The 12,282-nt window shown below is 44.7% G+C and carries 13 protein-coding genes; 5 read left to right on the top strand and 8 right to left on the bottom strand.

The features are described from left to right. Window positions 1–16: 16 nt before the first annotated feature. Complete coding sequence (gene gshA / locus ACL934_RS18995) at window positions 17–1,270, top strand: glutamate--cysteine ligase (protein ID WP_374076206.1); 1,254 nt, start codon at window positions 17–19, stop codon at window positions 1,268–1,270. A 16-nt stretch (window positions 1,271–1,286) separates the two neighbouring features. Here gshA and ACL934_RS18990 read toward each other — a convergent pair whose 3' ends face one another. Together ACL934_RS18990 and ACL934_RS18985 are read right to left on the bottom strand one after the other, a co-directional pair. Next, window positions 1,287–2,546, bottom strand: coding sequence for a hypothetical protein (locus ACL934_RS18990; protein WP_413612803.1), 1,260 nt, complete (start codon window positions 2,544–2,546; stop codon window positions 1,287–1,289). Further along, entirely contained in the window at window positions 2,543–3,292 is a 750-nt protein-coding gene (locus ACL934_RS18985; RefSeq protein WP_374076203.1) for a TIGR02147 family protein, read from the bottom strand. Before ACL934_RS18985 ends, ACL934_RS18990 begins: the two co-directional genes overlap by 4 nt. A 218-nt stretch (window positions 3,293–3,510) precedes the next feature. Here ACL934_RS18985 and ACL934_RS18980 point away from each other — a divergent pair, with 218 nt between their 5' ends. Further along, a complete protein-coding gene (locus ACL934_RS18980; RefSeq protein ID WP_374076201.1) occupies window positions 3,511–4,143 on the top strand; it encodes a hypothetical protein in 633 nt (210 codons plus the stop codon). Here ACL934_RS18980 and ACL934_RS18975 read toward each other — a convergent pair whose 3' ends face one another. Both ACL934_RS18975 and ACL934_RS18970 read right to left on the bottom strand, forming a co-directional pair. Continuing rightward, on the bottom strand, window positions 4,144–4,809 hold the full coding sequence (locus tag ACL934_RS18975; RefSeq protein ID WP_413612802.1) for a carbonic anhydrase: 666 nt from the start codon (window positions 4,807–4,809) through the stop codon (window positions 4,144–4,146). 37 nt (window positions 4,810–4,846) lie between these two features. After that, window positions 4,847–6,346, bottom strand: coding sequence for a leucyl aminopeptidase (locus ACL934_RS18970; protein ID WP_374076194.1), 1,500 nt, complete (start codon window positions 6,344–6,346; stop codon window positions 4,847–4,849). 117 nt (window positions 6,347–6,463) lie between these two features. Between ACL934_RS18970 and ACL934_RS18965 the strand changes: the two genes are divergently transcribed. Continuing rightward, window positions 6,464–7,102: an ATP-dependent Clp protease proteolytic subunit gene (locus ACL934_RS18965; RefSeq protein ID WP_413612801.1), complete on the top strand. Its 639-nt coding sequence runs from the start codon at window positions 6,464–6,466 to the stop codon at window positions 7,100–7,102. A gap of 6 nt (window positions 7,103–7,108) precedes the next feature. Next, the gene (gene clpX, locus ACL934_RS18960) at window positions 7,109–8,404 is read left to right on the top strand and encodes an ATP-dependent Clp protease ATP-binding subunit ClpX (RefSeq protein ID WP_374076190.1); all 1,296 of its coding nucleotides are present in this window, start codon (window positions 7,109–7,111) and stop codon (window positions 8,402–8,404) included. A gap of 70 nt (window positions 8,405–8,474) precedes the next feature. Here the strand turns inward: clpX and ACL934_RS18955 are convergent, their stop codons facing one another. After that, the gene (locus ACL934_RS18955) at window positions 8,475–9,179 is read right to left on the bottom strand and encodes a hypothetical protein (protein WP_413612800.1); all 705 of its coding nucleotides are present in this window, start codon (window positions 9,177–9,179) and stop codon (window positions 8,475–8,477) included. 156 nt (window positions 9,180–9,335) lie between these two features. On the opposite strand from ACL934_RS18955, the gene ACL934_RS18950 reads away from it, so the two are divergent. Beyond that, entirely contained in the window at window positions 9,336–10,061 is a 726-nt protein-coding gene (locus tag ACL934_RS18950; RefSeq protein ID WP_413612799.1) for a helix-turn-helix domain-containing protein, read from the top strand. Window positions 10,062–10,068: 7 nt separating this feature from the next. On the opposite strand, the gene ACL934_RS18945 is transcribed toward ACL934_RS18950, so the two are convergent. The 3 genes from ACL934_RS18945 to ACL934_RS18935 all read right to left on the bottom strand — a co-directional run bounded on the left by ACL934_RS18945 (window position 10,069) and on the right by ACL934_RS18935 (window position 12,070). After that, entirely contained in the window at window positions 10,069–10,560 is a 492-nt protein-coding gene (locus tag ACL934_RS18945; RefSeq protein ID WP_413612798.1) for a YybH family protein, read from the bottom strand. Window positions 10,561–10,663: 103 nt separating this feature from the next. After that, window positions 10,664–11,110, bottom strand: a complete 447-nt coding sequence (locus tag ACL934_RS18940; RefSeq protein WP_374076182.1) for a DUF2127 domain-containing protein — start codon at window positions 11,108–11,110, stop codon at window positions 10,664–10,666. Window positions 11,111–11,128: 18 nt separating this feature from the next. Further along, window positions 11,129–12,070 carry a trypsin-like serine peptidase gene (locus tag ACL934_RS18935; protein ID WP_413612797.1) on the bottom strand — a complete coding sequence of 314 codons (942 nt, stop codon included), beginning with the start codon at window positions 12,068–12,070 and terminating at the stop codon, window positions 11,129–11,131. Between the last annotated feature and the right edge of the window lie 212 nt (window positions 12,071–12,282).

The raw sequence follows: 12,282 nt of genomic DNA, 5'->3' as shown, positions 1-12,282 counted from the left end.
AACAAAGGAGAAATCTATGGCGAAACTAATATTGCACAAACAAACCCTCGCCAATATGAACGAGATTTGCGCGTGGTTTTCTTCAAAAACGGCAAACCTTTCGTATCCCATTTACTCAAGTTACGACATCCGTGATTCGGGTTATAAAATTTCAAACGTCGATGCCAATATTTTTCCGGCGGGATTTAACAACATCTGCCCGACGGACAAGGAAACTTCCATTGGCTTGATGAACAAGTACATCACGAAGCACTACGGGGCGAATGTAAAAAACATTTTACTTGTTACAGAAGAACACACGAACAATGCGTTCTACTGGGAAAACGTGCATACGATTCGCAATTTGATTGAAGCCAGCGACAGAGTAGTGAAGGTCGCAATCCCGCGTGAACTGCCAGAACCTTTGACACTGACAAGCTCTGCGGGCAACGAAGTGATTGTTCACTCGGCTCTTAAAGACGGCGAGCTTCTGAAAACTTTCAAACCGGATCTTATCATCAGCAATAACGATTTCTCGGAAGCTTATGAAGACTGGGCGAAAACGGTGACTGATTTTCCAATGAATCCTCCGCGCGAGCTGGGTTGGTATCAAAGAAAGAAAAGCACGTACTTCAAATACTACAATCAACTTGTGAACGAGTTTGCTGAAATCACAAAGATTGATCCGTTCTTGCTCCGAGTGGAAACAGAACTTTTTGAAAACTTTGATATCGGCGATGAAAACAGCCGCAATGCTTTGGCTGAAAGAGTCGATGCGATGCTCAACCGTTTGCGCGAAGAATACAAAAAACGCGGTATTAACCAAGAACCTTTTGTCTTCGTGAAAAACAACGCAGGAACATACGGCTTGGCCGTGATTCGTGTGGGATCTGGTGCTGAAGTGAAAGAATGGTCTTACAAGTCTCGTAAAAAAATGAAAGCCGCTAAAGGCGGACGTGACGTGGAAGAAGTGATCATTCAAGAAGGTATTCCTTCCATCGTTCAAGCCGACGGAGCGAGTGCTGAACCTGTGATTTATATGATTGGCTGTGAGTTGGCGGGTGGATTCCTCCGAACCCATGCAGAGAAAAGTTCCACAGACAGTTTGAACAGCCCCGGAGCGGTTTACAAGCGTCTGTGTGTTTCAGATCTTGCGATCAACACGCCAGGATGCCCTCAAGAAAACGTTTACGGTTGGACTGCGAAACTGGGCTTGCTGGCGATCGCTCACGAAGCCCAAGAGCTTGGCGCAACTTTCAAGGGTTATCAACCTGTCGGTTGCGGCAAGTAGATGAACGAGGGCCTTGTTAGAAACAAAGGCCCAGTTCAGAAGTAAGATTTCCGTTTTCATCCAATAAAAGAATGCTGTCAGATAAGAAGTTCTTTGGAGTGAAGATCACACTTTGATTCAAAGAACTGCGGCAAGCAGCTCCACCCAAACCAAGTTCACGCAAGTTCAAGTCTTTATCGAAACCAAAATAAGTTTCAACGTTCACAGGTTTAAACGGGTCCCACGCTAAAGAGTAAGTGGTTCCTGCATAATTTAATTGGAACTGTCCGGACGTTGAAAGAGTTCCCTTAACCACTGCAGGCTGTTCATCGGAATCAAAATCCCAAGAAGTACCGCTCACTGTGAAATCACTTTTTGCTGTTCTGTATTCCATAAATGGCAAAGAGCACTCGTTCTTTTGAACAAAGTCAGAGTTCACACGCAACGAAACTAATTTTCCGTCGTTACCAAAGACTACAGATCCAAGATCAGCAACGGAGGCGTTGTCATTGCAATAGAACTTTACATAAGGACGTTCAAAAGGATGACGGCCCGATAAAACGGCGTTGCGAATCACACCGTTTTCAAAAGACAGACGGCTGACGTTCCAAGAACCGGTTGCATCCGTGGAACCTAAAGATAGAGCCAAGCCTTTATACTCAAAACTAGGGAAGTGAAGTTCTTGCAGCAATGCAAGATAAGATTCCTGCGAAAGACCTTGAAGGCCATTGGCATGAATCAAAGCATTGAACGCGCGAATTCTTTCAGAAGTGACTTCAAAAGAAAGACTGTTGATAAATTCACGATAAATCACTTCGTGAATGATCAACGCGGCTTGATTGTCAGCATCCAACTGATTCCACAAAGCGCTGTTCACGATGTAACGAGCCTTGTTCAAAACGGACGGATTTCTTTGGAAGACCACCTGCTCTAGCTTGCAACCCTCAGGCAACGCCACAAGTCCTGCATCTGGAGTTTTCACAAACTCAGTCGCAGAAGTCATGAAAGAAGCAGAGCCCATAAAATCCTGGGTCCACATGCGATAAGTTTTTGCGCGAGCCGGATCCAGGGAGTTTAAGCGAGACAATAAATCCACAGCTTTTTCAACAGCCGTTGTTTTTGCAGAAAGAGCCGGAGTCAAAGCGTGACGTTGAGAAACTTCGTAAAGATCCAAAACCTGCGGTTTCACGTCGCCAGCACAGAAGATCGCAAAGCCCGCATTACCACGGTCATACCAGTTGTTAGCAAACGCCGAAGAAGAAAGAACAAACGCTGCGAAAAAAATCAGAGATTTCATTTTTGCACCTTCGTTACGGGGAAAAGTTGCACATTCAAATTGTATACGTCTGTCTTAGGTCCTTGAGTCATCAAGGTCGCCATTTTGCGACGGAAGTTGCGAATCAAACGTTTCGCCTCAGGGATTTTTTTACGATTCATTGGGAACGTAATGGAAGTGACATCACGAAGATCCAAAGGAACGCGATCCATGTTATCTAGAACTTGCACCAAAGATTGTTTGTGAGAGCGGCGCAAGGATTCAGAAGGAATGTTGTGAGTTGTCTCAAGCTGTTTTTGCGTGACGATGAATTTTCCACCCTCAACATTAAGAAGTCCAAGTCGGCACAATCTTTCGATAGCTGCTTGCGCAACCTCCACCGGAATATTCAAACGATCACCAATCCACGCCGCCGAAGGTTGGAAGGACTTCACGGGAACCAAGGCGAGAATCGCAAAGTGATACCAATCGCAGATCACCGCGAATTCGTCTTCTTTAAGTTGCACCTCAGGCAAAAGTGTTTTCAGTTTTCTTTTATCAAACTCAATCAGACTTTTCAGATGATCATAATCATTGTCAGCCATCCCAAGGCCCTTGATGACCTGGCGACCGATACTCATCGTCATGATACGACGACCGTTGATATAATCGCTCAAACGGCTTGAAGGAATGCCCAGGATTCTCGCGAACTGAGCATTCGTAAGCGCTGGATTTTGAGAGCGACGACGCTGGAATTCATTTAATAAAAATTCTGAGGTTTTGTTCATAGCGTTCGTTTTTTAGTGCGAATGATCTAAAAGAGTCAAAGGCTTAGTGTTCCAGCATAGTTAGAGTGTGTCTCACGTTCTCAATTACCGGTAATTGTGTCTGAAATTTAAGGGGAGAAGAAAAAATTACAAGGGGTTTAGTGCCCTAAGAACCCGACCAAGGGCCGTTTCCACGCTAATATCGCCATGTTATTCTACAGCAAAGAGGGCTCGGGTTTATGAGAAAATTCTACGGCGTGTTTTGTCTTTTTACTGTGTGTTTTGTCGCAGGTTATTCCGTCATCAATTATACAACGGACGAATATCAAGTGAATCGTGATCCTGCTGCCATCAAAAATACTTTCGACTTCTCGCACTTGCGCGGTGAAAAACTTCATGAAGCTGTTAAGCAAAGACTTCTCTCGGGTCTGGAACTTAAAAAAAGTTCTGGTGGAGCCGGAATCAGCTTAGGTCACTTTGTTTTCGTAAATGAAAATGGCGAAAAGAAATTGGCTTGTCAGGAATTTGGTAAAGTTTCTTTGGCGTTTGAAGCAGAAGGTGTTTCTGTTGCGGGCGACAAACCAGTAATGGAAATCGAAGGTCGCTGCGAATTCTCAGCGGACATGGCAAAGATCAATCCACTCTTTTTGCCAGTTTCAAAAATCGTGGGTGAGCGTCCCGGTGACGGTGAGTTTCAATTCAACGAAGGTTCGGCTGTGACGGTTCGTTTTACGAATCTTCCTGAAGAATGGCCACGCACGTGGTTGTTAAAATCCGTGAAACTTGTGGATGAGAAAAACTCTGAAGCTTTAGTGATTGAAAGCGACGAAGTAGCAAGATATCTCGGCCACCCGATGGTTCTTAATTTCTAATTAAATTTCGACGAACTTTCTTTGTTCGTAGTTAAACTCGAGGAGCTTTCCAACCTCGAGGTCGAAAAACCAGCCGTAAATTTTTAACTCATGAGACTTCATTCTTTCTTGAATGAAAGGGAAGCTCATGAGGTTTTCAATCGAAATCAAAATGGCCTTCTTAGCACACGAATTCAATTGATCTTTCAGAGGCGCATTCGGCATTTCTTTGAGTACCTCGATTTTTGCTTCGGCAGCGATTCGAACCCATGAAGAAATAAAGCTAGGTTTTGAGTTGTCGTGAGTTCCGGTAAGAAGAGCGTTGATGCCGCCACATTGTTCGTGACCAAGGACGATGATGTTTTCAACCTTTAAGTTTTTAACTGCAAATTCAACCGCGGAACTCACCCCGTGGAAACCCCCGCCGACTTCATAAGGAGGCACAAGATTAGCTACGTTGCGAATAACAAAGATATCGCCGGGTTTTGCTTGAGTGAGCAGGGCTGGGTCGACGCGCGAGTCGCTACAGCCTATCATCAATGTTTTCGGAGCTTGTCCGCCAGTGTTGAGGTTTTCGTAAAGATCTGTGTCTTTAACAAAGTATTTGTTTTGGAATTTATGAAAACCGTCGACTAGCTTTTTAACTTCATCAGACATAAAATAACCCTCAAGAATTTTATAATTCATGAGGGTTTCTTTGTTGATCAATTATTGCAAAAAATGATTAGGCGTGTTGTTTCGCGATTTCTACGAAAGTACGCACCATCACACCAGAAGCCCCTTTTTTAGGGCAGTATGGAAGACGGTTGCCCACAGCCCAGCCAGTACCTGCGATATCGAAGTGCGCCCAAGGAATGCCTTCACCTACGAATTGCTCAAGGAACGCTGCTGCTGTTGCAGAACCAGCGCCTTTGCCCGCAGAGATATTAGAAAGATCAGCGTATGTGCCTTTCATATCTTTCACGTGGAAATCAACAAGTGGCATGTTCCATACCCACTCACCAGACTCACCAGCCGCTTTTTCAACTTTATTTTTCAAAGCAGAATTGCGAGTGAAGTAACCCGTGTGTGTGTTGCCAAGAGCAACAACCATCGCACCAGTCAAAGTCGCAGCGTCGATGATCACTTGTGGCTCAAGTTCTGTTGCGTAAGAAAGTGCGTCCGCCAAGATCAAACGACCTTCAGCATCTGTGTTGTTCACTTCGAATGTCTTACCATTGCGAGCTGTGTGAACGTCACCTGGCTTCGTCGCCTCAGGACCCACAAGGTTTTCAGTTGAAGCAACAAGGCCGACAGCATTGATTTTCAATTTCAATTTCGCAATCGCAAGCAATGTTCCGATAACGTTTGCGCCACCGCACATGTCGAATTTCATTTCTTCCATGCCGGCAGAAGGCTTAATAGAAATACCGCCGCAGTCAAAAGTAAGACCTTTACCTACGAACACAACAGGCTTTTTAGAAGCCGCAGCACCTTTGTATTCCATGATGATGAAACGTGGCTCTTGCGCAGAACCATTAGACACGCCCAAAAGGCCGCCCATTTTTTCTTTTTTAATACGCGCTTTGTCCCAAACTGTGACTTTAAGACCCGTGCCTTTAGCCGCATCAACAGCTGAATTAGCAAGGATTGTCGGAGTCATCAAGTTGCCTGGAAGATCGCCCAAACGACGAGAGAAGTTTGTGCAAGTTGCAAGGATGACACCTTCGTTGAAAGCCGCTTTAGCCGCTTTGTCGGCAGCAAGTTTAGTTACAACGTGAATGTCGATTTCTTTTTCTTCTTTTTTACCAGACATCAATTCGTTGAATACATATGAAGTCAGGAGCAAACCTTCAACAGCCGCTTTCATGAAGTCAGCAGCATCTTTTTTGCTAGTTGTGATGCCATCAAAGTGCAAAGCCGCTTCTTTAGCGCCCAAAGCTTTCACCGCTTCAAAAGCTGTTGCCATAGATTGACGAACGCTTTCGTGGTCGATTTGGTTTTCTTTGCCAAGACCTACGACGATCACGTGGCGGAAACCTTTGTAGTTCATTTCGCGGAAAGTAACCGCTTCTTGGTGCTTACCAGTGATGGATTTTTCTTCCAAACAAGCAGCTAGTTTTTTGTTGAGCTCAGAATGAGTCACTTTTGCGAGCTTATCTTTTTGAGAAGATGACTTAGAAAACACGACCAAAGCCGGGCTAGTCAGTGTTTCGATGTCTTTATTGAGCAAGTTGAAAGCCATATGAACCCCTTAATATGATTCGGTTTTGTGAAACGTTAATAGATGTAGCACAGCAGTTTTACGGGTCAAAGGCTTTTTGATAAAGTCTTGCCTAAGTATTCCGATAGGTAGCACAGAATGACACCTCAATCACAACCACAGGAGACAGCAGTGGCACTCATTCCATACGTCATAGAGCAGACCTCAAAGGGTGAAAGATCATACGACATCTACTCCCGCCTTTTAAAAGACCGTATCGTGATCCTTGGATCACAGGTGACGGATGAGGTTGCTAACGCGATTATCGCGCAATTTCTTTTCCTTGAAGTGGATAATCCAGAAAAAGACATCCATCTCTATATCAACTCTCCTGGTGGTAGCGTTTCTGCAGGTCTTGCGATCTACGATATTATGCAATTCGTAAAGTGCGATGTGGCAACATATTGTATGGGTATGGCCGCGAGCATGGGTTCTCTTTTGCTCACTGCGGGTACGAAAGGAAAGCGTTACAGCCTTCCGAACACTCGTATTATGATCCATCAACCGCTCCTTGCTGGAGGCGGCTTGTCAGGTCAGGTTACTGATATCGAAATTCATGCAAGAGAGTTGCTTAAAACAAAAGAAAAACTCACTCGCATTTATGAAACGCACACAGGCAAACCTTATGATTTCTTGAGAGAGCAGATGGAAAGGGATAACTTCATGGACCCTTACCAAGCAAAAGAATTCGGGTTGCTTGACCACGTTGTTGAATCTCGTAAAGCGAAAAAAGGATAATAGCCGATGACAACTAAAGATACTAACGGCGCATTGAGATGCAGCTTCTGCGGCAAAGGCCAAAAAGAAGTTAAGAAGCTGATTGCAGGCCCAGGCGTTTACATCTGTGATGAGTGTATTGATCTATGCAATGACATCATTGACGAGGAAAAAGAGCGCGAGACGGCGGTCAAAGGAACGTTCAAAGTTCCAAAACCTTCCGATATCAAAACGTATCTTGATGACTATGTGATCGGCCAAGTGCAAGCCAAGAAAACTTTGGCGGTTGCGGTTCACAATCACTATAAACGTGTGAACTCTATGTCGACAGGAACTAAAAAGAGTGTTGACGTAGAAATGCAAAAATCTAACATCTTGCTTATTGGTCCAACGGGATCTGGTAAGACGTTGCTTGCACAAACTATTGCGAAAATTTTGAATGTGCCATTTGCGATGGCGGATGCGACGACTTTGACGGAAGCCGGTTACGTCGGTGAAGACGTTGAAAACGTCGTATTGAATCTTCTGCAAGCGGCGGACTATGACGTAGAAAAAGCTCAGCGTGGCGTTATCTACGTGGACGAGATCGACAAGATCTCTCGTAAATCTGAAAACCCATCTATCACGCGTGACGTGAGTGGTGAGGGTGTTCAGCAAGCTCTTTTGAAAATTCTTGAAGGCACGGTTGCAAATCTTCCGCCAAAAGGTGGACGTAAACATCCGCAACAAGAATTCATCCAAGTGGACACGACAAACATTTTGTTCATCGTGGGTGGAGCTTTCGTAGGTCTGGATAAGATCATCGACAACAGAACTTCAAATAAAACAATGGGTATCGCTGCCGACATCCGCACTTCTGAAGAAGTGGAAAAGAGCTCGAACCTTCTTGCGAAGGTGGAGCCGGATGACCTTTCTAAATTCGGTTTGATCCCAGAGTTCATCGGTCGTTTGCCTGCGATTGCGGTGCTTGCACCACTGGATGAAGAAGCTTTGATGGATATCTTGGTCAGACCAAAAAATGCCATCACAAAACAATACCAAAAGCTTTTCAGCTTTGAAGGTGTTGAGTTGAAGTTTACGGACAAAGCTCTTCGTGCGGTAGCGCAAATGGCTTTGAAACGTAAAACAGGAGCCCGCGGTCTGCGCGGTGTTCTTGAGACGGCGATGCTGGATATCATGTACGACATTCCTTCGAAATCAAACGTGAAGGAAGTTGTGATCGACGAAAATGTGATCAACGATGGTGCACAGCCAATGTTGGTTTACAAAACGGATGAAGAAATCCAGGCTGAAGAAGAAGCTAAAAAGAAATCTTCCGCTTAGGAATTGAATTTTGAAAATTAGAAATTCAACAAAAAGCCCAAGAGAGATCTTGGGCTTTTTGTTTTTGGCTTTATTGAGTCACTTCTTCGAAAGAAGTTTCCAGAATTTTCCCCGTCAGTGAGTTTTCAAAAGTCATGTTGTACAAGGACGTCGTATACGTGCAGGACATTTTTGGAAATCGCGGGAGGCATCCCGGAGGCAAGGTATGAGTTTCTGTTTTTACAAGAGTGATCGCCGTGCGCTGCCACTTGTGCAAAGTTAAAAACTCGGCACCAAACTGCCCGTATCGGCTAGGATCATAGCTGTAGGCGTGATTGAAGATCACTCTAAAGTGCATCAAAGGAACAGATGTCGGAAGGCTGTTGGGGCGGAACCCTGCTGTTAAATCTGAAAGCGATAAAACCAATTCAGGATTTTTATAGGCAGCCAGAGGTGTGTTTTCGATTGCTGGCGAGACCAAGTTTAAAATAATCAGACCATTGGTGGCACGTGATGTCACATCGAACTTCAATGTGAGACCTTGGGGCGCGCAAGCGGGATCTTGCATGAAAATTTCAGCGCTCTTCAGAGTGTCATGATCGTAAGTGGGTGTGATGGATTTCATCCCACCGATCCAACATTTGAAAGTGTTGTGGGCTTCGTGCTCGGAAGCGGGTCTTTGCGCAGAGGGTCCTCTTAAAGGAAAGGCCGGCATAGATTTAATTGCAAGGTCGACTGTGGCTTGAGCCATCAAGGGTGCAAAGCTAAGTGCAAGAGTCATTAGTATTGATTTCATAGGATCTCCTTTTCATCGGCTCCAGAACTAATAAAACTTGACCCAAAAGATAATATGATTTTTAAAAGGGTCAAAATATGACCTCTTTGGCGGTCGTTTTTAAGGGTGGGGTCAATGCTGGAACAAAAAAGAATCCAAAGTCTTTTGAAGAAACTCATGAAACAAAAGAGTCTGACTTATGAATCCATTGCGCAAAAACTGCGTCTATCTCCGGCTACAATTAAACGTCGTCTTAACAGTGATGATCTCACAATTTCTCAGCTTTCAGATTTTTGTAGCGTGCTGGAAATTTCCCTTTATGACTTTTTAGATATGAGCAAAGAGCAAACAGTGAAGGTTCATCTTTTCACGGAAGAACAAGAGCGAGTTCTTTCGCGCGATTTGAATTACATGCTTCTCTTTAGAAATACTTTATTGGGGCTTAGTTATGAGGTCCACAAACAGCATCTACATTTTTCCGATAAAGAAATGCGAAAAGCTCTGCGTGAACTTGAGAGTGTCGAACTTGTTCGAGTCATGCCGGGGGATCGTATCGTAGCTCTTGTGCATTATCCGTTTAAGTGGAGGAGGGGCGGGAAGCTTGAAGCCGCTTACAACGAACGTATTCATCAGTCCATCATGGCTCGGTCCCGTCATTTTTTAGATAAGCGCGATGAACTCAAGAACAACCTCAATAATTTTCAGGCTTTTGAATTTTTGTTGTCTCAGGAGTCTTTGCAGAACTTCTGTGCCGAATTAGGGGACGTGTACAAGAAGTACAGCGGGCTTTCACAAATGTATTTGAAACAAAAAAACCCTCAAGCAGAAGTCGTCTCTGGAATATTGATGGTGGATCGTTTTTCGATTTGGCAGGAGCCCAGTTCACCTGGGCTTCCTCAATAAGTCAGAATCAATGCGCTGCTTGTTTGTCGGGATCTAGATTCCACAGAGGTTTGTCGGTTTCCATATCCACTGGCACAGAGTAGTTTTCATGGACAATCAGCCATTTGCCATTCTCTTTTCTAAAGCAGACGGTTTGGCGTACCCACATATCCATTTTTTCGTCCTTAGTCGTTGTGCCGGTCATATGTGATAAGAAATGGCAGAACGCCGTATCGCCACTGGCTCCGATTTGAAGATCGCGGATTTTGCAGGAGGTTTGCCCCTTCATGCCCGTCACGTACTGGTTCCAGTTTTTTCTGTAAGCGTCTCTGCCAACGACCTGCAAAGGTGGCATAATGTCGAAAGCGACGACATCGGGGGCGTAAAAAGACATGATCTCTTCCAGATTCCGAGCGTCGAAAGCTTTATTAAAACGTTCGACAATTTGTTGAATCTCCGACTCTTCAGTGGTCATAGAGCCGCGTCTTTTTTCAGGCGACGGTGTAGTTTGTAATGCCATGGGATTCTCCTTTTTTAAATTTAGAAGAATCATCTTGGACATTGGTTTGCATTTCAATTTGCGGTCCTAAAAAACATTTCGGTGATGAGACGCCTTTGTTGATTTACACCACTTCGGTCGAAGATCGTTGAGAATAGACTAAGTAGATCACCACCAATATGTTAACAAACGTAATCCCCAGCTTTATCCACGAGAACCTTTCAAAGAGTTCGTAAAATTCATAGGGAAGATAAATTCCGCCAGAAATAATTCCCAACCAGCGAGCCCATGAACGCGCGTTCCAAAGACCATAGGCTTCAATAAAACGAAGTGAAGAATATGCGACGATTCCTAAGGCCAGCCACATGATTTTTTGATCGGTCACTCCCGAGAGAAATTGCCCCAGGGCTTTAGGGTAATGATGATGAGGATTTAATCCCGCATGGGCTGAAAAGATATTTCCGAAGTGCTGAATATGCCGATGCAGATATTCCAAAAGGCCCAAACCCGCCAGCAGCACAATAAGGCCCTTGGCGGCTTCAGTAAGAGCAATAAGGCGAAGGCCTGACATGAATTCTCCTGAAAGGGATTAATTCACTAAGCCTAGCTCTTTTAATTTATTTATCAAGGAGATCGGCATGGAGTGCTCACCGATACGTTGCCCGTCAGGATCAGGCTCGGTGCACGAAGTTCCTGCCACATTACAACGATTCACGACATTGCATTGTTGTCCGGGTTTTTCAATCAGACTTGGCGGATAACCGCGAACGAGAATACCAAAGACTTCCCCTTTGGAGTTCAGCATCGGAGAGCCCGAGTTTCCCTGAAAACTATGAACATTGGATCTGTCATAAGTTGCTTCATTGGAAAGAATGTGTCCCGTGCTGATAGTTTTTGGCGCGCCAAGGGGATGACCCAGGATCGTCACCTTGTCTCCAGGAAGAGGGCGTGCGTTTGTCAGCTTGAATGGAATTCTGTCTTTCACGATCTTCTTAAGTTTAATAATCGCGAAGTCGTCCTTAAAATCAATGACAGTGGGACTTACGGGAATACTTGTGTGAGCCGCGTGAATGATTTTTTCACAAGCATAAATATTCTCTGAAGGAATCCCCGTGGTTTTAATTCGGCCTTGCGAGTCCGCCTCAAAATCAAAGTACCAGGAAAAATCCGTGCAATAAGAATTAGCTTCATCACGAACTTCATCAAAAGTGACAGCACAATGTCCCGCCGTCATCAAAAGATCCGGGGCAATAAGAAAGCCCGTGCACGAAACATGAAAGCTCGGCTGGCTAGCAAATCTTTCTGAAGGGCAGAGGTACTGAGTTTCCGTCAGAGGAAAAGTCACAAGATCTTTTGTTCCCGGAACAGTCTTAGAGTCCTCAATAAAGTTATTAGGGACCAGAACCGCGACAGAGCGAGAAAGAGTATAGTGCGAGTGCGACGGAGAAAGCAGTTGGCGATTGTCCGTGCCATAAACGGCGGCCACGGCGTTGAGGGAAAATAGCAGGGAAAACAAAAAGATCTTTTTCATAATGGCCCCCTTATACCCTGATGCTCAGAGCATCTCCATATTCGCGGGCCTATTTATAAAAATGATAGGATCGCCAGGCGAGTCTCGCAGGCGCTCGTGTCGATCATGAGTGATGACTTCGAAGATTATGCATATTTAATGATGCATTATTATTTTTAGAATCTCTTACATGGTTCTTAGAAAACTCCTCTGTAAAACAACACAGCCGGAGT

It is taken from the genome of Bdellovibrio sp. HCB-110, from assembly GCF_047323225.1.
In the GTDB taxonomy this organism is placed as follows: Bacteria; Bdellovibrionota; Bdellovibrionia; order Bdellovibrionales; family Bdellovibrionaceae; genus Bdellovibrio.
The sequence above is the reverse complement of the archived record's forward strand: the minus strand, read 5'-3'. Positions and strand labels throughout refer to the sequence as shown.

Excerpts from the sequence above, each read along its gene's own strand:
- gshA (WP_374076206.1), top strand. The coding sequence starts at position 17 with ATGGCGAAACTAATATTGCACAAACAAACCCTCGCCAATATGAACGAG.
- ACL934_RS18990 (WP_413612803.1), bottom strand. The coding sequence starts at position 2,546 with ATGAAATCTCTGATTTTTTTCGCAGCGTTTGTTCTTTCTTCTTCGGCG.
- ACL934_RS18985 (WP_374076203.1), bottom strand. The coding sequence starts at position 3,292 with ATGAACAAAACCTCAGAATTTTTATTAAATGAATTCCAGCGTCGTCGC.
- ACL934_RS18980 (WP_374076201.1), top strand. The coding sequence starts at position 3,511 with ATGAGAAAATTCTACGGCGTGTTTTGTCTTTTTACTGTGTGTTTTGTC.
- ACL934_RS18975 (WP_413612802.1), bottom strand. The coding sequence starts at position 4,809 with ATGAATTATAAAATTCTTGAGGGTTATTTTATGTCTGATGAAGTTAAA.
- ACL934_RS18970 (WP_374076194.1), bottom strand. The coding sequence starts at position 6,346 with ATGGCTTTCAACTTGCTCAATAAAGACATCGAAACACTGACTAGCCCG.
- ACL934_RS18965 (WP_413612801.1), top strand. The coding sequence starts at position 6,464 with ATGACACCTCAATCACAACCACAGGAGACAGCAGTGGCACTCATTCCA.
- clpX (WP_374076190.1), top strand. The coding sequence starts at position 7,109 with ATGACAACTAAAGATACTAACGGCGCATTGAGATGCAGCTTCTGCGGC.
- ACL934_RS18955 (WP_413612800.1), bottom strand. The coding sequence starts at position 9,179 with ATGAAATCAATACTAATGACTCTTGCACTTAGCTTTGCACCCTTGATG.
- ACL934_RS18950 (WP_413612799.1), top strand. The coding sequence starts at position 9,336 with ATGAAACAAAAGAGTCTGACTTATGAATCCATTGCGCAAAAACTGCGT.
- ACL934_RS18945 (WP_413612798.1), bottom strand. The coding sequence starts at position 10,560 with ATGGCATTACAAACTACACCGTCGCCTGAAAAAAGACGCGGCTCTATG.
- ACL934_RS18940 (WP_374076182.1), bottom strand. The coding sequence starts at position 11,110 with ATGTCAGGCCTTCGCCTTATTGCTCTTACTGAAGCCGCCAAGGGCCTT.
- ACL934_RS18935 (WP_413612797.1), bottom strand. The coding sequence starts at position 12,070 with ATGAAAAAGATCTTTTTGTTTTCCCTGCTATTTTCCCTCAACGCCGTG.